This is a genomic window from Longibacter salinarum, assembly GCF_002554795.1.
In the GTDB taxonomy this organism is placed as follows: domain Bacteria; phylum Bacteroidota; class Rhodothermia; order Rhodothermales; family Salinibacteraceae; genus Longibacter; species Longibacter salinarum.
The window spans coordinates 90786-111941 of the sequence record NZ_PDEQ01000010.1 but is presented as its reverse complement, the minus strand read 5'-3'; the positions used below and the strand labels follow the sequence as shown (position 1 = coordinate 111941).

Sequence of the window (21156 nt, the reverse complement as noted above, 5' to 3'; positions counted from 1 at the left end):
ACAACATCTCACCTCATCCGACACAAACATTGACCAGGACCTCAGCTCCTCCTCATCCCCCTTTCCCCCATTCCCCATACCTCAAATCGGGTCTATCCCCACTCGCGTGGGGTCTGCGCGAAGTCGAACTGCAAAGGGCGAAATGCGAAGTGGTTCATAGAAAGAAAACGGACTATGCCGACCCGAGAAAAGACTCGAGCAAAATGGCGCCCTCAGTCACGCTAAAGACGGGACAACGTCCCCCCTCATCCGACACAAACATTGACCAAGACCTCGGCTCCTCCTCATCCCCCTTTCCCCCATTCCCCATACCTCAAATTGGGTCTATCCCCACTCGCGTGGGGTCATCGCATCGAGCGCGCACCCCGTCTCTCACGCGCCAGGTCTATCCCCACTCGCGTGGGGTCATCTTGATGGTGCGTACAGTGCAGGCACTGCGACGAGGTCTATCCCCACTCGCGTGGGGTCATCAAGCGAGAAGCAGAAGAAGGATGCACGATATCAGGTCTATCCCCACTCGCGTGGGGTCATCTTTTGGCTCATCGTCTCAGGTGTGCTATTATCGGGTCTATCCCCACTCGCGTGGGGTCATCCGTACGCCACCGATGCAGACGGGCGCACAGACGGGTCTATCCCCACTCGCGTGGGGTCATCAGGATCGTCAGAAGCCCCGACTTGCCGAGTCCGGGTCTATCCCCACTCGCGTGGGGTCATCGGATTGGTTCTTCGTGCCGTTGGGTGCACCAAGGGTCTATCCCCACTCGCGTGGGGTCATCGCCTTCGGGTCCGCGCGGAGCATGTCCCTCACGGGTCTATCCCCACTCGCGTGGGGTCATCCGAATGGAGTCGCCCACCTTCTCGCCATCGGCGGGTCTATCCCCACTCGCGTGGGGTCATCTCGTTGCCGAGCGAAACTTCGGCGGGGATATGGGGTCTATCCCCACTCGCGTGGGGTCATCACTCTAGCTGCACCTCATCCCCGAACTCCTCGGGGTCTATCCCCACTCGCGTGGGGTCATCTCGGGCGGGACTCTGGGGAGTATGTCCGCCAGGGGTCTATCCCCACTCGCGTGGGGTCATCGACAGGCTAAAGCCGACCTGGGACGCGGGGATCGGTCTATCCCCACTCGCGTGGGGTCATCACCGGAAGGCCCCAGAGGCGAGGCGACGTCTGGGGTCTATCCCCACTCGCGTGGGGTCATCACCTTGAGCGCGCGCAGATCCTGCGTGCCCAGGGGTCTATCCCCACTCGCGTGGGGTCATCCGTGAGCCCTTGCGCTTCCAGCATCTGAAAGGCGGTCTATCCCCACTCGCGTGGGGTCATCATCACGCCGCCAATGACGGCCATGACGAGCGGGGGTCTATCCCCACTCGCGTGGGGTCATCGCGGAGGAAGATGGATGGCAGCCGACCGACGTGGGTCTATCCCCACTCGCGTGGGGTCATCTGATTCGCGCTGGCCTTCTCCCCGAACCCGAGAGGTCTATCCCCACTCGCGTGGGGTCATCAAGTCCAGACTCGCGCGCGTGGCTGCAGCATCAGGTCTATCCCCACTCGCGTGGGGTCATCAACGCCGTAGCTGCCTCAGCACCGAGCATCCGGGGTCTATCCCCACTCGCGTGGGGTCATCACGCGCATCCTAACAACCACGGATCACAATGAGGGTCTATCCCCACTCGCGTGGGGTCATCGCTGTAAATAAGCACGCGCTATGCACCGTCTGGGGTCTATCCCCACTCGCGTGGGGTCATCCGGCTGGGCATTTTCCAGTCAATCAATCAAGAGGGTCTATCCCCACTCGCGTGGGGTCATCAGCTTCTCGGCTGCCTGTTTGGCCTGGTGGCTGGGTCTATCCCCACTCGCGTGGGGTCATCAGGCGCCCGCACCCTCGCTACAGCTGGCAATGGGGTCTATCCCCACTCGCGTGGGGTCATCGGCCGAAGCATCACGGATGAGTCCATCGCAGAGGGTCTATCCCCACTCGCGTGGGGTCATCACAGGAGGGCATCTAGAACCGGCCACTCTCGCGGGTCTATCCCCACTCGCGTGGGGTCATCGCACGCACTCCAATGACCGACTGACTGATATGAGGTCTATCCCCACTCGCGTGGGGTCATCGACGTATTGCTAATGCCAAGCTCTTCCAGTCGCGGTCTATCCCCACTCGCGTGGGGTCATCCTAACACGCAATAACATGGCTGCTCCCTACAAGGGTCTATCCCCACTCGCGTGGGGTCATCACGGTGAGGCGCATATGCGAGCGCAGGATCTGCGGTCTATCCCCACTCGCGTGGGGTCATCCGTTTTACGTGCTTGCGGGCCAAGACCCAGAAGGGTCTATCCCCACTCGCGTGGGGTCATCCCTACCGCAAAATGTCAGTATCGACCTCAAAATGCAACCGCGTCTTTGCACATCGCTGTTTCTGGCGAGCGAGGCGCGAAATTAACGAAGCCGTTGCTACTGCCATCTCGTCACCCGACCGGTTCCCCCTTTCTCTTCGAGATTGTCTAGCTGTGACAATTTGGTGTCACACCTTCGCCAGAGACAAAATGAAGTATCACGCCCTCTCCCCCTTTCCCCCATTCTCCCTTTCCCCCATTCTCCCTCTCCCCCATCCCCCAAACCCTGTGCACCCGTCTCGAACCAAGTCGTGAAGCTCTGGGAAGTGCAGGCTTTCTATGAACTGCGCGCCATCACGAAATCTGCATTTGTGTAACGGATCACATACATTGCTTCCCCTCACCTTCTGGATTCCATCTACCGGTTAATAAGCGAGGCCTCCTTTTGCCCGGGAACGGTCTCTTCGGCATCTCCGGTAGCTCGCGTGTTTTTTGTCCGCCTGCTCCTCTATGCCATGAGCTCCTTCCGTTCGATCTTCCTCGCCGTCGTCATCGCCGGCGGTCTGGTCGTCGCCGCCTTCTTCCTCTCGGCCAACCGACCCTCCATCGAAACCGAGCAGCCCACGGCCGAGCTCGTAAAGGCAACCGGAAAGTGCGCCTCGTGCCACCGACAGGAAACGCCGGCAATCGTCACAGCCCACGAGCGGAGTCCGCACGTGCAGGAGGGCGTCAACTGCCTGGATTGCCACCGTCCTCAGAAAGGGCAAGAGGTTCTGGAGCACCGTGGATTCGAAATCAGCCAGTCTCTGACGTCCAAAAACTGTCAGCAGTGCCACGCAGACGCCTATCGCCAATTCACGCGGAGCCGTCATGGCGCTCCGGCCTGGGCAGCTGTTCACGGCTCAAAGGACTTTACAGAGGAGCAGATCGAGCGGTCGGAGAAATTCCACGAGGGGGCCGTCAAGCGTCCGCCGAACGAACTCGCCCGTCTTGAGGGCGAAGCGGCAACCCAGGTTGGGTGCGAAGGCTGTCACTCGATCGGAAAACCGAACGACGACGGCTCCATCGGGCAGTGCACGCAGTGCCACACGAGGCACCGTGCCTCCGTCGAATTTGCGCGTCAGCCACGAACATGCGGGTCGTGCCACATGGGACCGGATCACTCGCAGCTCGAGATCTACCGCGAGTCGAAGCACGGCGTGATCTATTCGACGTACAAGGACGAATTCAATATGGACGTGGACCCGTCCGAACTCACTGTGGAAGATATGCCCGCGCCGACCTGCGCCACGTGCCACATGAGCGGTCAAGGCAATCTCTCAGCCACACATGACGTCACCGAGCGACTCTCCTGGTGGCTCTTCGCGCCGGTCTCGGAGAAACGACCGACCTACGCACAGGGACAGGCCGCGATGAAAGAGGCCTGCGCAAACTGCCACACACAACAGCACACGGACGAGTATTACGAAGGCGCAGAGGCCGTTGTACGAGCGACAAACGAGAAGGTCGAAACGTACATGTCGCTCGTTCAAAAGCTTCGCGACGAGGGCGTTCTTTCGGAGGAGCCATTCGACGAGGAGCTCGAGTTCGCCATCTTTGACTTCTGGCACTACTACGGACGGACAGCGAAGCACGGTGCGTTTATGAATGGCGCCGACTACGTCCAGTGGCACGGCAATTATGAGCTCCTGCACTACTGGGTCAAGCTCCGCGATGCAGCAAAGAAGAATGGCATCTCGGTCGACGAGTACGATATCGGATACGAGGAGCCACAGCCGGCCGCCGCGTCCTCCGAGTAAGGACTGCGCCCGGCTCTCGCCCTTCTGAGATTCCGCTCTCGACCCGCTATGTCCGACGACTCCCGTTCGTGGTTCGACCATCCGATACTCTCGAATCGAACGTTTCTTCTCGAGGCGTTCGTGCTGTCGAACATCGGCTTCCTGATTGCCGATATCTACGTTGCGCATTCCCTGAACGAGTTCGCGCACTGGGGCGAATACGTGCCGCTGGTCTACACGGCTGCGGGCACGGTCGCTCTGGCCGTCAGCGTGGGAATGCAGTGGGGGCGCTCATCCGGATTTCCGAGGGCCTCCTGGTGGACGGGCGAGGTGGTCGGATGGATGGGCGTGGCCGTGGGCGTGATTGGATTCGGATGGCACCTGGAAGCCTGGTTCTTCGAAGCCACCACCCTGAAGAGCCTGGTCTACTCGGCGCCGTTCATCGCGCCTCTCGCCTTCGCCGGACTCGGACTTCTCTTGATCATGAACCGGCGGCTTGATGGAGCGAGCGTCGAGTGGGCACAATGGGTTGTCTTCATGGCGTGGGGCGGCTGGGTCGGCAACTTCGCCCTGAGCCTCGCCGATCACGCCCAAAACGCCTTCTTTTATGCGACGGAATGGATCCCCGTGATCGTTGCCGCCTTCGCGGTTGGCTCGCTGGCCATGCTTCTGCTACAGCGGCCGAACGATCGCGACATCCACTTCGCGTACATCGTCCTCGGCGCGAACGCTGGGGTCGGCGTTCTCGGCTTCTTCCTGCACATCGCCCCGATCTGGACCGAGCCGAGCGGAGCCACGCTCTGGGATCAGATTGTCTTCGGCGCTCCCGTCTTTGCGCCTCTTCTCTTCGTCGATCTCGCGGTGCTCAGCTTCCTCGGTGTGTGGAGCCTGCACGAGGCGGTCCGCGCCCCCGGACCGGTCGAAGAGCTAGCCTGATACGGGTCAACGTAGTGACACCGTACCACCGTCAGAATCACAGCGACACGGGTAGATTGCCGTCGAGTACATGGGTATATTTACACCTGTATTCGACGAACCGTTCAGAACATGTTCTGACTGATGGCCTGCCCTTCGTATGCTCATTCATCTCGGGTTGACCTCTACTCGACCGTACGATTCGCCCTGTCTCTCCTCGTCGGCGGCCTCATCTTCCTACCGGGAGAATCGTACGCGCAGTCCGAACGGGCTGAAGAGCAACCTGCAGCGGTCTGCATCGTCAATCCTCTGCCTCCTTCGCCTGCGTTTTCGGGGACGAGCCGGTCCACGGCACAGCAGACCTGGGTCTGCGATCCGCATTCAGATCTCTACACCGCGTCGGTTTCATCCGCGCCCTTCGGCGAACAGCGTATCGACGGCGTTGCCTACACGATGGTCGGACTGCTAGGAATAAGCGGCAGTGTTATGTTAATCGTCGGTGGCATATTCGCCCTTCGCTCCAATAGCCCGATTGACGCCATCGGCGTGCCGATGATTGTCGCTGGCACCTTCGCCGGAGGAGCCGGCATTTGGTCGTTCGTTAAAGGCATGCGCATCCTGTTCACGCATGACCAAAAATGACTTCATCTGCTCGGACTCAGAATAAATAATATTTCTCTTGAGAACACCTGTGCCTGGCAGAAATCAACCGCCAGACCAAAGAGGCATCAATGAAGGAGTAGGATCTTTAAGCCTTATTACCATTGGACAGATATGCACCCCGCTTTTACAGAAAGAGGAGGCACAAATATTTCAATAGTATTTGTTATTCGAAGCCTAAAATTTCCGAGGTCACCATATACATTCTAAATATCCTCGATGTACAAATACACAACTCTAGTATAATGCGCGGTACACTCGTCACCTACCTTCTTCTTTTCTGCGTCGGTCTGACAGGCTGTGTTACGTCTAGCGTATCGCGTCTGAATAATACGGAACGCGATCCCATTCCCCCTTCAATCGTCAAGGTCTATCTCGAAGAAGAAGACATTGAGGGTGAGTTCGAAAAAATGGCATTAATCGATCTCTCCGGCTCATCAGGGTGGACTGACCAAGAGGATCTTTTCGAAAAAGCCCGTGAGGAAGCTGCTGCAATTGGAGCGAATGGCGTCCTCTTTCGAAACTACGAAGAGGCTGGCACGGGTGAGCAGATAGCCGCAGCATTCTTCGGTACGCCGTCGGATAATGACTCGGAAATGATTGCCATTTACGTATACCGAGAATGGGAAGAGAAAAACGACGAGGCAGCGGCTGACGCTCCGGTCCAAAAAGATGAGTCGGAAACCGGAAGCGAAGAAACCTCTGAAGAGACCGATCCTGCTAACGTAGACATCTCGAAAATCGAGCAATAAGGTGCCGTTCACCCACTCATTCAGTGAGAATTGGAGCGTGCCAGAAACCGTGTAAACGACTGGGCGCTCCGTCCTGCATCGCGCTGCCCTCGTCCTCTGGAAGACAGATGACGAGGGCAATTTATTATGTAATGGAAACAGATCATCGCGTCTCGCGGATAACCAGAGCCAATCTGGCGGCTGCTGCGAAATGCACGTATTGGCTCACGTGGAGCGAGCCGTCACCCCCAGCCGGACGACCGTGTAGACGGCCGCCAAAACCGGCGCTGCCGCTCCCGCGAGTACCGCGCGCATCACCCAGCTCCCACGCCAGGCGCCGGGAAAAATCCCGGTCAGCGGCCAGAGGGAGACAAGGAGCAACACCGAGGCGACAACGAAGAGGCCATGCCCCGGCGTAGCTCCTGGCCCCCACGTGGCCCGCGCGGCTGACCAGAGCCCAAGCGTGGCGCCTCCGAGCAGCAGTATATGCAGGTACGGGATGCGGAGGCCGGCGTCGAGTCCCCAGGCGCCCACATCGGGGATACTCATGCCAATCCAGGCGAGGGCGACGACGAGGAACGCGATCAGGCCGGGCAGCCAGAACCCACCGTCATCGCGCTGCCCCCATGCTCTCAGGAGCGCGACGAGAACACCGAGGGCGCCGATGCCGGCGAACAACCCGCCGAGGGCACCGACGACGTTCAACGAGGGCGGAACGAGCGACGGTGGGATGCTGAGCACGAAGGTAAACGGAACGGCTCCGATGAGGAGGCGCCGGCTCCAACGCAGGAGCAGCGATGCCGAGGAATCGAGCGCGAGAGCGGCGCACCCGAGGACAAATAACAGAATCCAGCCGTGGGCGAAAAGATCGAGGAAGAGGTGCAAAGCCGCGGCGAACCAGAAGGAACTCTCGGGCCGAATCGCCTGCACCACGCCTAGCCCCCATGCGCCGATCGATGAGAGCACAAGCAATCCGACGGCCCCATCCCAAAATCCGCGGGCGGCGTCCGGGGCCTTTCCCCGCTCCATGACGTAAAAGCCGGCTAGAACGTACCACGCCAGTAAATTGGCCGTCGCGAGAATGACGGAGAGTGGGAGCTGCATGCTACCCACCGTGGCCATCCCGTATCCGTACAGAAAAAACGGAGGATATGAGAGCGCGGCGAGCCAGAGTGTCGCCCATCCCAGCGTGCGAATTCGGCGCGATGACAGGTGCGTCGCCAGAATCGCCATGGCAGCAGGCATGACCCAGCCGAAATACATCAGATGCGAATGCGCGTGCCGCACGTTACCAAGATCGAAGCCTGCCGTCCATCCAAACCATGGCGCGGCCCGGAAAAACGCGCCCGTACTTCCTGCAAGGACGAAGCAGAGCAGGGCACCGAGCCATACGGCCATCGACTGACTCGTCTGGCGCCCCCGAACAGACGCTGTGGATTTGGACTCGGGGTCGATCGCCGGTGCAGAAGGGGAAGACATGGACATAACAACCGGTCTACGATGGGGTGTTGCTAAGGTGTCGAAGTGTTAACGGGCTGAGGTGAACCTAGCAGAAGCCGTTTGGCGGACAGCCTTCGGCGATCCCACGGTACGGACTTCCCGCTGGTCGGTCCTCGCTATGCTCGCAATACAAGACTCGGATGATCTCGCGTACCGTGCCTCCTGCGTCATCGCGAAAATATCAGGAGCAGACCTATGAATCTGCTCGAACAACGGCTCGTCCGTTTTTCGATCTATCTACCAAACAGATTGTCAACGCTCAACAGGGGCAACACAGCGTCGCACGGCCGTGCGACGCTTGTTTGGTTTTATTCCGCCCCGCCCCATCGAAGAAGGTGTGGGCCCTCCGTTCCAGCTCTGACGTAAAGCCCACACCCGGTCGCCCAGCTGTGGCTCACTCTTGCTCCTCCCGATCCTCAGAGGCCATCATCTCGTCGATGATCGCCTCGGCCGTGATGCGAATATTGCGGTCGATGGCGCGATCGGCCATTTCCTTCATGGTCATCCGCCGAAACATCAGTTCAAGCTGGTCGCGCTGTCGTGCCCACTCTCGGTGCAACGGACAGGGCTTCTCCTTGCCGCAGCCTGGAAGACCCAGCACACACTCCGTGAAAAGCGACTCGCCATCCACGGCAGCGACGATTTGATACAGCGTAATGCCATCCGGCTCGCGGGCGAGCGTCACGCCACCGTACCGTCCCCGCCGCGAGTCGACAAGACCGGCGTCATTGAGCTCCTGGAAGACCTTCGTCAGAAACGTGGATGAGATGTCAAGGGCATCGCCGATCTCTCGGATGGACACGTACTCCCCATTTTCGCGGAGAGATAGGTAGAGCATTGAACGCAGACCGTGTTCACATCCTTTCGAGAGAAGCATGATCGACTGGAGAAGACGAAGGGAGGAATGAATCATACCAATTTAATTCGGAGTCGCATGTCTATATTAAAAGAAGGGACGCGGGTTCCCAGGAATTTTTAGCTTCACTCTGCCTAAACGCCGATGAGGCCGGTTTCCAATTCGTCTTTCATAGTCCTTATTGAGACGTTTCGATCCGTGGGGAATCTCCCCACAAGCAAAATAGCCGGCCTAAATCCGCCCCTTCGTCGTTTCTTCGTACTCCAAGTGCAACCAATACCTCTTATTCGGATAGGAGACTCTGAAAACCGAATAGAACGGGCGAGACCACGATCTCCTGCTCTCCCTTTGGCCTCCCTCCCACTGTTTTGTGACCTGCGATGACTCGACTGCTTACCCTCCCGCTCCTTCTCGTGCTCGCCCTGAGCCTCGCGGCCTGCGGCGGCTCTTCGTCTGACTCTTCGGAAGAGGCAAACGGCTCGGCTTCAAACGAGACCACGACGGTCGGTCCGGTCAAGTCGGTCGATCTCGGTCCGATTGAAGACCAGCTCGCCGCCGAAGGCAAGGAGCTCTTCGACGTGCGCTGCAAGACCTGTCACCTGCTTGACGGCGAGCATGTCGGCCCCGCGCTTGGCGACATCACCGAACGCCGCGATCCGGCCTTCATCATGAACATGATCCTTGCCCCCGAGGAAATGGTGCAGAACCATCCCGAAGCCCGCAAGCTCTTCTCCGAATACGGCGTGATGATGACAAATCAAAACCTGTCACGCGAGGAAGCCCGCGCACTGCTCGAGTATTTCCGGCAGCAGGCCAAGTAGCCTCCAACGCCCCATCGATCCTCCCACCTTTCACCAATCTCTCCCACACCATGTCTTTCCAATCCATTAAACGAACGGCCTTAGGCGCGGCTCTGCTGTTGATTGCCGGCTCCTTTGCGTTCGCATGCCAATCGACCAGCTCAACGGACGCGTCGAACTCGGATGCGGCCGAAAAAGTCTACGTCGCGCCAGGCGAACACGATGAATTCTACGCCTTCATGTCCGGCGGGTATAGCGGCCAGCTCGGCATCTACGGCCTCCCGTCCGGTCGCCACCTGAAGACCGTGCCCGTCTTCTCGCAGTTCGGCGAGAACGGGTACGGCTATTCCGAAGACACCCGTCCGCTCCTCCAGACGTCCTTTGGCTTCGTGCCATGGGGCGATGCGCACCATCCGAAGGTCTCGCAGACCGACGGTGTACCCGACGGCCGGTGGCTCTTCATCAACGAGAACAATACCCCGCGAATCGCACGCGTCGACCTGACGACGTTCGAGACGACGGAAGTTCTCGAAATCCCAAACTCTGCAGGTAACCACGCGTCTGCGTTCGTCACGCCGAACTCGGAGTACGTGTCCGCGGCAACGCGCTTTAGCATTCCGATGGACGAGGAGAACCTGCAAAACCAGGATGTCTCCATCGACTCTTACAAGGAAAACTTCAACGGAACGATCTCCTTCATCCGCGCCGACAAACCCGGCGAAATGGAGGTCAGCTTCCAGATTCTCGTACCGGGATATGATTACGACCTTTCCCACGCAGGCAAAGGCCCGTCCGACGGCTGGTCCTTCTTCACGAGCTACAACAGCGAGGAAGCGAACACGATGCTCGAGAAGAATGCCTCGCGCAACGACAAGGACTTCATCGCGGCGGTGAATTGGCGCAAAGCGGAAGAGTACGCCAACAATGGGGAGTGCCGCATGGTGCCGGGCGAACACGCCCACAACCACGTCAACCACGATACCGGTCTGGCGGAATCTGAAATGCGGGATGAGGTCTGCGTGCTGAACCCCGCAGACAACCCGGGCATGGTCTACTTCCTGCCGACGCCAAAATCGCCCCACGGTGTGGACGTCGATCCGACGGGCCAGTACATCATTGCCGGCGGCAAGCTCTCGACGATCATTCCGGTATTTGCATTCGACAAGATGATCGACGCCATCGAGCGCGAGTCTTTTGCGAAAGACATCGACGGAATTCCGGTCTTGAACTACAACGAATTGCTGCATGGTGAGGTCGAAAATCCGGGCCTCGGACCGCTGCACACGGAGTTCGACGGCAAGGGATACGCCTACACCACCGCGTTCATTTCGTCTGAGATCGTGAAGTGGGACATCGAGAAAACGGAGGTCGTCGACCGAATCGACACCTACTATTCCCCGGGTCACCTCATGATTCCGGGTGGAGACAGTCAGGAGCCGTTCGGGCAGTACCTGGTCGCGCTTAACAAGATCACGAAGGACCGCTACCTGCCGACAGGTCCCGAACTGTGGCACTCCGCACAGCTGATCGACATCAGCGGCGACAAGATGAAGCTTCTGCTCGACTTCCCGACATCCGGTGAGCCGCACTACGCCCAGGCGATCCCGGCGGACATGATCAAGGACAAGCAGCGGAAGATCTACGACATCAAGACGGAGAACGGCAACCCGTACAAGGTACTGAACGAAGACGAAACCGGTATCGAACGGCGCGGGAACGAGGTTCACGTCTACATGTCCGCGATCCGCAGCCACTTCGTTCCGGATAACATCGAAGGTATCAAGCTGGGTGACGAGGTCTACTTCCACGTGACCAACCTGGAGCAGGACTGGGATATCCCGCACGGCTTTGCTGTCCAGGGCGCCAACACCGCCGAGGTGCTGGTCATGCCCGGCCAGACGCGCACGCTGAAGTGGACGCCCACGAAGACCGGCGTCTTCCCCTTCTACTGCACGGACTTCTGCTCCGCGCTTCACCAGGAGATGCAGGGCTACGTCCGCGTCTCCCCGGAAGGATCGGACGTGCCGCTCGCTTCGAACGCCGGCCAGGAGCGTCCCGGCTCTCAGCTCTTGTCTAAATAACACATCTCTCTGCTCCCACCCGGCAGGTCCGCACAACCTGCCGGGACGGCGGCAGACTCGGTGTACAAGGCTCACCTTCATTCACCTCTCCCCACAGTTCTATGCAATGGTCCGCTCCCCTCCAATCCCGCACGCGATGGGCCGTAGCGATCGCAGCGATCGCCCTCGTGGCGGTCTACATCTTTCCCATCTGGCAGATCTCGCTGGATGCGCCGCAGTATCCCGAAGGTCTGGGGATGGAAATCTGGGTCCACACCGTCACCGGTGAAAACCCGAACGACCTCCAAAATATCAACGGCCTGAATCACTACATCGGCATGAAAGAGATCGACCCGGACACGATTCCGGAGCTCGTCTACATGCCGTGGATCATCGCCGGCCTCATGGTGCTCGGTCTCGGCGTCGCGCTCATCAACCGGCGCTGGGCGCTCGCCCTCTGGGCCACCCTCTTCCTCCTCTTCGCCATCGCCGGTATGGTTGACTTCTACATCTGGGCCTACGACTACGGGCACGACCTGAATCCGGAGGCAGCCATCAAGGTGCCGGGCATGTCGTACATGCCGCCGATCCTCGGGACGAAGCAAATGCTCAACATCACCGCCGGCTCCTGGCCTGCTATCGGCGGCATCATCATGATGCTTTCCTGTGCAGCGGCATGCGGCCTTACGGCTTTCGAACTATTCTGGGCGGACACGCCTGATCAAAACGCCTCGGATACGGACACAGCGCCGTCGTCCGCCCCTGCGAGCACGGATGCTTCCATTGACGTGCATCCCTCGGCCTCTTCTGCTTCCTCCTCGTCGACATCGGTGGCCTGACATGATGCTACGCTCGCTTCTATTTGCCGCACTTACGGCCCTGTTGCTCGGGTGCTCGCCGGAGCCGGAACCCATCCGGTATGGCAACGACGCCTGCTCCTTCTGCCGAATGACCATTGCCGATGCGCGATACGGCGCTGAGCTCGTCACGACCACAGGCAAGACCTACACCTTCGACTCCGTCGAGTGCCTCGCTGGCTTCGTGAACGAAAACACCGGTCCGAACAAGGTGGACATCCACTCGCTCTGGGTCTCGGACTACAAACGGCCCGGCACACTGATTAATGTCGACGACGCCTTCTTCATACAGGGGGGAACGCTCCGCAGCCCGATGGCCATGAATGTGGCCGCCTTCTCCGCATCGGCATCCTCCCCCCAAACCGTTGCCGACTCCACCGGCGGCACGGTGACAAAATGGGATCACCTCAGGACGATGGTCCGCGAACGGAACGCCGACTCCTCCCACACGAGCGGGCACCACAGCATGCCGACCGGCCACACCGGACTCAGACAGATGCCCTTTTCCGGTTCGTAGCGGATCCGCCCCTCCTTTTATATCCTCGCCCTCCCTCTCATGCGACGATGCTTCCCTGACATTCGAGCTGCCATCGCCCTCCTGGCTGCCGCCGTTCTGCTTGTCGGTCCGGCCCAGGCCCAACCGACGCCGCAGACGCTCACCGTCTCCCCCGATGGCCCGATTCGGACCATTTCCAAGGCGATCAAACAGGCCCGACCCGGCGCCCACATCACCGTTCGCCCCGGCACGTACCGCGAGCCGACGATCGTGATCGAGACGCCCGGCCTAACCCTCGAAGGCACCGGGCGTCCCGTCATCGACGGCGAGGAGGACCGGCAGCTGATCCACGTCCGCGCCGATAGCGTGACGATCCGAGGCCTCGACCTCCGCAACGTGGGCACGAGCTTCACGGAAGATCGCGCCGCGATTAAAGTCGAACAGAGCCGAGGATGCGTCATCGAAAATAACCGGCTCGACAACGCCTTCTTCGGCATCTGGATCGGCAAATCCGAGGGCTGCCGCATCGCAGGCAATGAGCTACAGGCGTACCAGGACCGCGAGTCCATGGCCGGCAACGGCATCCAGCTCTGGTACTCGCGCGACATGACGATCGAAAACAACACCGTCAGGGGCCACCGCGATGGCATCTACTTCGAGTTCGTCGAAGAGAGCACCGTCACCAACAACCACAGTGAGGACAATCTGCGGTACGGGCTCCACTTCATGTACTCGGACCACTGCCGGTACGAAAACAACCTGTTTCGCGAGAACGGCGCCGGCGTAGCCGTGATGTTTACGCGCCACGTCGAGATGATCGGGAACCGCTTCGTCCGCAACTGGGGAAGCGCCGCCTACGGACTTCTGCTCAAGGACATCTACGACAGCACCATCTCCGGCAACGAGTTCATCGAGAACACCATCGGCGTCTATTCTGAAAACTCGACGCGCGTGGAGGTAACGGGAAACACGTTCCGGAATAACGGCTGGGGCGCGAAGGTGCTGGCCAACTCGCAGGACAACCTGTTTGCCCAAAATAACTTCATCGGCAACTCCTTCGATGTCACGACAAACAGCCAGCAGAACCCGAACACGTTCCGTGGCAACTACTGGAGCGCTTACACCGGCTACGATCTTGACCGCGACGGCGTGGGCGACGTGCCCTATCGCCCCGTGCGCCTTTTCGCCTACCTCATCGAGAAGAACGAGCCGAGCATCATCCTGATGCGCAGCCTCTTCGTCGACCTGCTTGATGCCGCCGAACGCGTGGTCCCCACGATCACGCCCGAGACGCTCGTCGACGCTCGCCCCTCCATGCACCGCCTCCCTCTCCGCCCATGACGCTCTCTGCCCTCCGCACCCAAACGGCCGACCGGTCGCCCCTTCGGCCTGTGCCTCGGCCCGCACCTGCCCCTTCCATGATTGACCTTCAGAACCTCAAAAAACGATTCGGTGATCTACGTGTCCTCCGCGGAGTGACCACGCACGTAGCGAAGGGGGACATAACCGCTATCGTCGGACCGAATGGCTCTGGAAAAACGACGCTCATCAAGTGCATCCTTGGCCTCGTGCGACCGGACGCCGGCACCGTCACGATCGACGGGACGACGCTCGATGGAAGCTGGCAATACCGCGAGCGGATCGGCTACATGCCACAGGGCGCCCCCTTTCCGGAAAACCTGACGGCGCGCGAGATTATCGCAATGCTGAAAGATCTGCGCGGCAACCCCGAAAATACCGACGAGGAGCTCATCGATGCCTTCGACCTGGCACCGGAGCTGGATAAGCCGATCCGGACGCTTTCCGGCGGCAACCGGCAGAAGGTCAATGCCGTCACGGCGTTCCTTTTTCGCCCTGACCTCGTCATCCTCGACGAACCGACCGCCGGTCTCGACCCGACGGCCAGCAGCGTGCTGAAAGACAAAATCCAGGCGGAGCGACAGGCCGGTACCACCTTCATCCTGACCTCGCACGTCATGAGCGAGCTGGAAGAACTGGCGGACCACCTCGCATTCCTGCTCAACGGCACCATTCAGTTCAACGGGCCGATCGACGACCTCAAGCAATCGACCGGCTGCCACAACCTCGAACGCGCCATCGCCCACCTGATGCAAGGCAACCAGATATGACGGCCCTCTCCACCACCCGATCGGCGCTTTCCTCGAGTGCCAAAATCTTTTCGTACGAACTGAGCGATGTCCTGCGCAACAACGGCGTGCTCGCCTACGCGGTCTTCTTCGCTCTCGCCGCGGAGGGCTTCTTCCGCTTCAGCGGCAGCAGCGAATCGGTCCTGCTTGGGCTAATGAACGTTGTTCTGTTCCTCGTCCCGCTGGTGTGCGCCATTTTCGGGACGATGTATCTGTACAACGCCCGGGAGTTTACCGAGCTCATGCTGTCGCAGCCGGTTCGCCGGTCGAGCCTCTTCTTTGGCCTGTATACCGGCCTCGCTGTGCCGCTCGCAGCCAGCTTCGTCATCGGCGTCGCACTTCCGTTCGTCCTGCGCGGTGCCGTCGCGGGGAACGGGGTGGAGCTCGCGCTCCTGCTCGGCATCGGCGTCATACTCACGTTCGTGTTCGTCGGTCTGGCCGCGCTGGTCTCGACGTACGTGCAGGACAAGGTGCGCGGCCTCGCCGTCTCGGTCATCGGCTGGCTGTTCTTTGCCGTGATCTACGACGGACTCGTGCTCGTGATCGCTAGCACCTACACCGCTTATCCGCTGGAGAAACCGATGATCGGCCTTACGATGCTCAATCCGATCGACCTCGGCCGCGTCCTGCTGATGCTGCAGTTCGACATCTCCGCCCTGATGGGCTACACCGGCGCAATCTTCGAGCAGTTCTTCGGCAGCGCGTGGGGCATGGCGCTCTCCTTCAGTGCCCTGGCGCTGTGGGTTGTCATCCCGCTCGCGATCGCCCTGCGCGGCTTCCAGAAAAAAGACTTTTAGCGACTGCGAAATGGGAAGGGCGAATTGCGAAATGGTTCGGGATTGCGGATTGAGGATTGCGGATCCGGTTGACTCCGATACCGAATCGGCGCCACCAATCGGTCCCCACTTTTCCAAAGCCGACATACCCCGCGGACCCTCTCGTACCTGTCGCCACATTTCGCCCTCCGCACTCCAAATTTCGCCTTCTCGTTTCGTCCTTTCACCCTCTCGCCGTTTCTCACACCCTCCCATTCCTCAAATCTCAACACTATGTCAGTCCCAAATCTTCTCGACACTTCCGTGGGCGATCTTGTTGCCGAACGCCCGGATCGTGCCCGTGTCTTCGACGCCCTGAAAATCGACTATTGCTGCGGGGGCGGTCGCTCGCTTCGTGAAGCAGCGGAAGCAAAAGACCTCGACCCGGATGCCGTTGTAGCGATGGTCAGTACGCCGAGCGGGCCTGACGAGACGCCCGCAGAGACGTGGACGGACCGTCCGCTCGATCAGCTGATCGAACACATTATCGGGTCGCATCACAACTTCCTCCGCTCTGAACTCCCGCGTCTCAGCCGTCACTTCGAGCGCGTCGAATGGGCGCACGGCGAAGAGGCAACCTGGGTGAGCGAAGCGAGAGGGGTCTTCACCGAATTGCGCGACGAGCTCGTCGACCACATGCGCAAGGAAGAGGAGATCGTCTTCCCACTAATTCAGGCGGCCGCCAAAGGATCGAACGGCCCCGACACCAGCGAACTCGACACCGATCCGCTCCACCAGATGATCGAGGAGCACGACGAAGCAGGCGATGCTCTTCAGAAACTCCGTCGCCTGAGCAACGACTACACGCCCCCCGAATGGGCCTGCCCGACGTTCCGGGCGCTCATCAATGGACTGCGGGACCTCGAGTCGGACATGCACCGGCACGTACACAAGGAGAACCACATTCTCTTTCCCCGTGCGCGGGCCATCTTGAACTAGCAGTTCTCAAGAAACCGTTTCGGCTCTCTGATTCGTGAGGAGTCTGTGACCCCGGTGTTGTCCTCTGGCGAAAGACCGGAGTGACGACATCGGGTTTTTTTCGTCGATCGAGGGATAGGGATTGTGGATGGTGGGTGGGATCAAAATCGGAGCTGGGCGACGCTGCCAAATAGGCGCATTGCGGTGCACCCCTGCTGTTTGGGGCATGCAAAACAACATGGATCACCTTCTGAATAAATTTCCACTTTCAGAAGCGTCCCAGATGATCAACCATACATTACTTGATGACACTGATTCAATAATTATTGAATCGAATGTGCTTACACTCGCATCCGAGCGTTAAAACCAGCATATTACATTAGACATTTTGCTCAACTCTATTACACCCTTCTCGTTGTACGCGTCGTTCCCATGCTTCATAGCTATCTGCATCCGTTGTACCTTCCGATACTACTGGTCAGTGGGTTTTTGCTTCTCGTCGGGTGCGACAGCACGAATCCTACGGAGACAGAGAAACGCACAGTTCTCACGGAGCGCGCCATCTATTACCGGAGCGACCCTGATTCAACATGGGAACTGAGGTGGAAGAAAACATGGGGGTACGACAGTGAAGGACGCCTCCACACAGAAGCCTACCGAAGCTTTTATTACAACTCAGCGCACCGAGATACGCTCCGGTACGACGACCAGGGACGACTCCAGGAACGAGTCCGGTGGAGCACGTGGGCGACCGAGTATCCTGAACTAACACTGGAATATATCCAGCGCGTTGAGTCGCACGACACCAACGGACAACCACACGTCCTGATCAAGGATTTTCAAAGCTCGAATAGCCTGAAACATCGGACGACAATCCAGGATCGAGATGACCAACACCGTGAAGTCCAGATACTAAAGGAGCAGATGGTAAACGGTCGCTGGCAGAACATGGACCGGCTCACGATTCACGAAAAGGATTCGGAGGGCCTCAACGTGGCAGAAACGTACGAACAGTGGGATCCCGACGAGCAATCCTGGTTTGAGTTTTCATCGCTCTGGGTGACAGATCGAGACGATGCACAGCGTGCCGTGAAGGGTAAAGAGAAGACGCCCAGAGCTGCTACTCGTGACGAGATCGTCAGCTGGGAGACGTTTGATATTGAATATACGTACAACCCAGACGGAACACGCGCGACTAAATTTTACCCCGATCGATTCGACGGGGGGCAGTCGAAGCAAGAGTATACTTATACACAAGTCGAGGCCCCCGTGGCGACGAAGCAACCGGCCAGGAAGCACATATTTCGCTTCCAAACTTCCTCTCCGAATCGTTCTTCCGTCAACGTGCAAAAGCCAGGCGTGAGTCGATCTATTACGCAGCCCGTTGATGAAATCAGGTAATCCCTGCGCACAGACTCCCCGTTGATTATATCCCATTTCGAACTGCCGATCTCGGGTGTCCTTTTGGCGATTTCGACATCCGAGAGGTTTAGTAAATCCCGGTGGTGTCCTCTGGCGAAAGGCCGGAGCGGCGGCGCCGGGGTTTTTGGTATGGGTAGATTGTGGATGGTGGGTGGGATCGGAATCGGAGCTAGGTGACGATGCCGAACGGAACGCCTGACGCAACGCGATGGCGCGGTTTTTTGTATTAAATACGCGTGTGCACGAACCTCCATCGCTACGCTCCCCACTATCTGACGCTGCACGTTATGCCAGACGACTCCAGCTCACGGTCCTCCTCCCGGCGCACGTTTCTGAAGCAGGCCGGCTCGGCGCTGGCCCTGGGCGCCGTCGGCGCACCGGCAGTCCTCCTTCCCCAGAGGCAGAAACCAATTGGCGTCGCACTGTGCGGCCTCGGCACGTACAGCACCACCCAACTCGCACCGGGACTGCAAGAAACGGAGCGCTGCGAACTGCGCGGCATCATCACGGGGTCGCCGAGCAAGATTCCTCGCTGGCAGCGGAAGTACGATATTCCCGACCGGAACGTCTACAGCTACGAGACGCTGCCGGAGATAGCGAATAACGACGACATCGATGTCGTCTACATCGTCACGCCACCCGGCATTCACGCCCGTGACGCCATCAAAGCCGCGGATGCGGGGAAGCACGTCTGGTGCGAAAAGCCCATGGCCATGGACGAAGAGGAATGCCAGTCGATCATCGACGCCGCGGACCGAAACGGCGTGCAGCTCACCGTCGGCTACCGGCTCCAGCACGAGCCCAACAACCGGACGATCATGCGCTACGCCCGGGAGCAAACCTACGGCGCCGCCACCTCGGTGCGAACCGGCGCGGGCTACAACGGGGCGCACCCGAACCCGGACGACTGGCGTCGCGACGCAGAACTCGGCGGCGGGGCGCTCTACGATATGGGCGTATACCCTATCAATGCTGCCCGGTACGCGACCCAGATGGAACCGATCTCGGTGAAAGGGCGGCTCTGGTCCGAGCGAGAGGAGATGTATAGCGAGGTGCCCGAGTTCGCCACCTTCGAAATGAAATTCCCCGAGGGCGTGACCGCCCGCGGGGAGACGAGCTTCGGCAAGTCGACGAACTACCTGGACGTCGAGTGCGCGGACGGGTCCTACCAGCTGCGGCCCTTCCAGACGTACAGCGGCGTCCGCGGCCGCACAAGCGACGGCACGCGCCTCCCGCCCGCCGGCGGAGACCAGCAAGCCCGCCAGATGGACAATGACGCGCAGGCTATCCAGAACGACACCGCCCCGATCGTCCCAGGTACGGAGGGGTTGACCGACATCCGAATCGTGCGCGCCATCATGCAATCGTCGGACAACGGCGAAGCGTGGATCGACCTTTCGTGACGAATGCCGGCCGGTGCCCCGCACGAATGCATCGAGAGGCTCAACAAGCGCTGCCAATTCCTACGGTGAAACAAGAACATCTTCAACGGCCTCTAGGTAGATGGCGAGGGCGTCTTCCAGTTAGGCGCGATTGTTTTCGATCTACTGATGGAAGGAAACGAGCGCGCGCTGCGCACGCAATTCCACGTCATTACTCTGGTGCCATTGCTCAATGGTAAAGCCTAACACGACGCTCAAAACGATGAGAGCAGCCTCCACCAGAAGATACGGCGGCGACGTTGATTCAAATGGAAAAAAGAGAGCCCATGCTCCAACGGCGGCACGTAAGCCAAAAACGAGGCGCGACGTGAAGGACACGGTCTCACCGTACGCAACATCGGGCACTGACGCATCACCCGCAATGGAATGGCCCGCACGCCGACACCTCACACCTCAAACCTCACACCTCACCGTCCTACCAGCGGGCGGGGCGGCCGCGGGTGTCGACGTGGATGAATGGGCCTCGGTGCGGCGCCGGGCCATAGACGCCGAGCCCACCCACGAGCGGCTCGTACCATGACTCGTCCCGCATGGACTCCACAACGTTCGCCAGAAAGCGGGCATCGGCTCGCGTGACCCGGTTGTCTCCCGTCAGGTCGTCCATCATCCCATTTCCGTTCGCATCCACGTAGACATCCGCCGCACCGCCATATAGATGTCGGCTGTACGATGTCGTGTTGCCGATGAGGCGATTGTAATAGGGCGTGCGAAAACCGCTCATCACGTGCAGAGTCTCCACGTCGAATCCCTCCTCCTGGACCTCATCGAGGATCATCTCCAGCTTCAAGAGCAGCGGCACGCGAACGAGGGTGTACTGCGGAAACGTGCTCTCACGGTCGACCTGCTTGCTCAGGAATTGCCGCAGCCGAAAATGAGGGCTGACACGCACGTCTCGGTTTTCTTTAGTCACCCGCACAAACCCTTCCGGCCGCTGATAGGCGGGGTCGTTGCGAAGCGGCTTCGCCTCGTAAGCTCCGATGCGATACTCCCCGAGTCGGTTACTCGCGTGATCAAACGGGGTCAAAACGAACGCGTTGATGCGAATTTGCTCGCCGCTCACAGCATCTTCGACGACGATCGGCACGAGACCCGGCTTCTCCGGCGCCGTCCACGTCCATCCAGGGCGTCCGGATTTGGCATCCAAGTCTCCTGCCTCTGCGCGAGCCGTGAAGTCATTCGTTCCGGATGGTAGGAGAACGTCCAGCGGGAGCGTCTCACCCGGCATCACAAACGTGGCCATGACCGAGTACGGCACGACATCGTCATCCACCTGCAGCATGAAGTCGGACTCAGCTTCGGCCTCACGCGGGGTGAGCGGACCCACTTCGTCGAACGCGACCGGTTGCCCGGTCGAGACACCGGTGGGTCCGATGAACACAAAAGCCAGAACCAGTAGGCAGCTCAGGGCGCGTAGCATAG

At 59.6% G+C, this 21156-nt stretch carries 17 protein-coding genes and 1 CRISPR repeat array; of the genes, 14 read left to right on the top strand and 3 right to left on the bottom strand.

Going from position 1 to position 21156, the window contains the following annotated elements; translation table 11 throughout:
• Positions 1-321 precede the first annotated feature (321 nt).
• Positions 322-2362: a CRISPR direct-repeat array (repeat unit 28 nt; unit sequence GGTCTATCCCCACTCGCGTGGGGTCATC).
• 493 nt (positions 2363-2855) lie between these two features.
• The 4 genes from CRI94_RS16300 (at position 2856) to CRI94_RS16285 (ending at position 6445) form a co-directional block, all read left to right on the top strand.
• Positions 2856-4139 carry a multiheme c-type cytochrome gene (locus CRI94_RS16300; protein WP_143815458.1) on the top strand — a complete coding sequence of 428 codons (1284 nt, stop codon included), beginning with the start codon at positions 2856-2858 and terminating at the stop codon, positions 4137-4139.
• A gap of 48 nt (positions 4140-4187) precedes the next feature.
• A complete protein-coding gene (locus CRI94_RS16295; protein ID WP_098078544.1) occupies positions 4188-5054 on the top strand; it encodes a hypothetical protein in 867 nt (288 codons plus the stop codon).
• 123 nt (positions 5055-5177) lie between these two features.
• The gene (locus CRI94_RS16290; protein WP_098078540.1) at positions 5178-5675 is read left to right on the top strand and encodes a hypothetical protein; all 498 of its coding nucleotides are present in this window, start codon (positions 5178-5180) and stop codon (positions 5673-5675) included.
• A 122-nt stretch (positions 5676-5797) separates the two neighbouring features.
• Entirely contained in the window at positions 5798-6445 is a 648-nt protein-coding gene (locus tag CRI94_RS16285) for a hypothetical protein (protein ID WP_143815457.1), read from the top strand.
• Between the two features lie 204 nt (positions 6446-6649).
• Here the strand turns inward: CRI94_RS16285 and CRI94_RS16280 are convergent, their stop codons facing one another.
• Positions 6650-7903: a hypothetical protein gene (locus tag CRI94_RS16280; protein ID WP_143815456.1), complete on the bottom strand. Its 1254-nt coding sequence runs from the start codon at positions 7901-7903 to the stop codon at positions 6650-6652.
• 415 nt (positions 7904-8318) lie between these two features.
• The gene (locus CRI94_RS16275) at positions 8319-8837 is read right to left on the bottom strand and encodes an RrF2 family transcriptional regulator (RefSeq protein ID WP_245846234.1); all 519 of its coding nucleotides are present in this window, start codon (positions 8835-8837) and stop codon (positions 8319-8321) included.
• Between the two features lie 356 nt (positions 8838-9193).
• Between CRI94_RS16275 and CRI94_RS16270 the strand changes: the two genes are divergently transcribed.
• The 10 genes from CRI94_RS16270 to CRI94_RS16225 all read left to right on the top strand — a co-directional run bounded on the left by CRI94_RS16270 (position 9194) and on the right by CRI94_RS16225 (position 19698).
• Positions 9194-9601, top strand: a complete 408-nt coding sequence (locus tag CRI94_RS16270; RefSeq protein WP_245846233.1) for a c-type cytochrome — start codon at positions 9194-9196, stop codon at positions 9599-9601.
• A 50-nt stretch (positions 9602-9651) separates the two neighbouring features.
• Entirely contained in the window at positions 9652-11661 is a 2010-nt protein-coding gene (gene nosZ / locus CRI94_RS16265) for a Sec-dependent nitrous-oxide reductase (protein WP_098078523.1), read from the top strand.
• A gap of 101 nt (positions 11662-11762) precedes the next feature.
• Positions 11763-12479, top strand: coding sequence for a hypothetical protein (locus tag CRI94_RS16260; protein ID WP_179862362.1), 717 nt, complete (start codon positions 11763-11765; stop codon positions 12477-12479).
• A 1-nt stretch (position 12480) separates the two neighbouring features.
• Positions 12481-13014 carry a nitrous oxide reductase accessory protein NosL gene (locus tag CRI94_RS16255; RefSeq protein WP_179862361.1) on the top strand — a complete coding sequence of 178 codons (534 nt, stop codon included), beginning with the start codon at positions 12481-12483 and terminating at the stop codon, positions 13012-13014.
• Between the two features lie 39 nt (positions 13015-13053).
• Positions 13054-14334, top strand: a complete 1281-nt coding sequence (locus CRI94_RS16250) for a nitrous oxide reductase family maturation protein NosD (protein WP_098078517.1) — start codon at positions 13054-13056, stop codon at positions 14332-14334.
• Positions 14331-15122 (top strand): ABC transporter ATP-binding protein, encoded by a 792-nt coding sequence (locus tag CRI94_RS16245; protein WP_218919412.1) that lies wholly within the window; start codon positions 14331-14333, stop codon positions 15120-15122. The genes CRI94_RS16250 and CRI94_RS16245 overlap by 4 nt, the downstream gene beginning before the upstream one ends.
• Complete coding sequence (locus CRI94_RS16240) at positions 15119-15937, top strand: ABC transporter permease subunit (protein ID WP_098078509.1); 819 nt, start codon at positions 15119-15121, stop codon at positions 15935-15937. The genes CRI94_RS16245 and CRI94_RS16240 overlap by 4 nt, the downstream gene beginning before the upstream one ends.
• Before the next feature lie 252 nt (positions 15938-16189).
• The gene (gene ric / locus CRI94_RS16235; protein WP_098078506.1) at positions 16190-16894 is read left to right on the top strand and encodes an iron-sulfur cluster repair di-iron protein; all 705 of its coding nucleotides are present in this window, start codon (positions 16190-16192) and stop codon (positions 16892-16894) included.
• Positions 16895-17305: 411 nt separating this feature from the next.
• Positions 17306-18274 carry a hypothetical protein gene (locus tag CRI94_RS16230; RefSeq protein ID WP_098078503.1) on the top strand — a complete coding sequence of 323 codons (969 nt, stop codon included), beginning with the start codon at positions 17306-17308 and terminating at the stop codon, positions 18272-18274.
• Positions 18275-18582: 308 nt separating this feature from the next.
• A complete protein-coding gene (locus CRI94_RS16225) occupies positions 18583-19698 on the top strand; it encodes a Gfo/Idh/MocA family protein (protein WP_098078499.1) in 1116 nt (371 codons plus the stop codon).
• 454 nt (positions 19699-20152) lie between these two features.
• On the opposite strand, the gene CRI94_RS16215 is transcribed toward CRI94_RS16225, so the two are convergent.
• Entirely contained in the window at positions 20153-21154 is a 1002-nt protein-coding gene (locus tag CRI94_RS16215) for a D-Ala-D-Ala carboxypeptidase family metallohydrolase (RefSeq protein ID WP_098078490.1), read from the bottom strand.
• Positions 21155-21156: the final 2 nt, after the last annotated feature.

Bases quoted from the DNA above. Each gene is read 5' to 3' on its own strand.
- CRI94_RS16300 (WP_143815458.1), top strand. From the start codon at position 2,856: ATGAGCTCCTTCCGTTCGATCTTCCTCGCCGTCGTCATCGCCGGCGGT.
- CRI94_RS16295 (WP_098078544.1), top strand. From the start codon at position 4,188: ATGTCCGACGACTCCCGTTCGTGGTTCGACCATCCGATACTCTCGAAT.
- CRI94_RS16290 (WP_098078540.1), top strand. From the start codon at position 5,178: ATGGCCTGCCCTTCGTATGCTCATTCATCTCGGGTTGACCTCTACTCG.
- CRI94_RS16280 (WP_143815456.1), bottom strand. From the start codon at position 7,903: ATGTCTTCCCCTTCTGCACCGGCGATCGACCCCGAGTCCAAATCCACA.
- CRI94_RS16275 (WP_245846234.1), bottom strand. From the start codon at position 8,837: ATGATTCATTCCTCCCTTCGTCTTCTCCAGTCGATCATGCTTCTCTCG.
- nosZ (WP_098078523.1), top strand. From the start codon at position 9,652: ATGTCTTTCCAATCCATTAAACGAACGGCCTTAGGCGCGGCTCTGCTG.
- CRI94_RS16260 (WP_179862362.1), top strand. From the start codon at position 11,763: ATGCAATGGTCCGCTCCCCTCCAATCCCGCACGCGATGGGCCGTAGCG.
- CRI94_RS16255 (WP_179862361.1), top strand. From the start codon at position 12,481: ATGATGCTACGCTCGCTTCTATTTGCCGCACTTACGGCCCTGTTGCTC.
- CRI94_RS16250 (WP_098078517.1), top strand. From the start codon at position 13,054: ATGCGACGATGCTTCCCTGACATTCGAGCTGCCATCGCCCTCCTGGCT.
- CRI94_RS16245 (WP_218919412.1), top strand. From the start codon at position 14,331: ATGACGCTCTCTGCCCTCCGCACCCAAACGGCCGACCGGTCGCCCCTT.
- CRI94_RS16240 (WP_098078509.1), top strand. From the start codon at position 15,119: ATGACGGCCCTCTCCACCACCCGATCGGCGCTTTCCTCGAGTGCCAAA.
- ric (WP_098078506.1), top strand. From the start codon at position 16,190: ATGTCAGTCCCAAATCTTCTCGACACTTCCGTGGGCGATCTTGTTGCC.
- CRI94_RS16230 (WP_098078503.1), top strand. From the start codon at position 17,306: ATGCTTCATAGCTATCTGCATCCGTTGTACCTTCCGATACTACTGGTC.
- CRI94_RS16225 (WP_098078499.1), top strand. From the start codon at position 18,583: ATGCCAGACGACTCCAGCTCACGGTCCTCCTCCCGGCGCACGTTTCTG.
- CRI94_RS16215 (WP_098078490.1), bottom strand. From the start codon at position 21,154: ATGCTACGCGCCCTGAGCTGCCTACTGGTTCTGGCTTTTGTGTTCATC.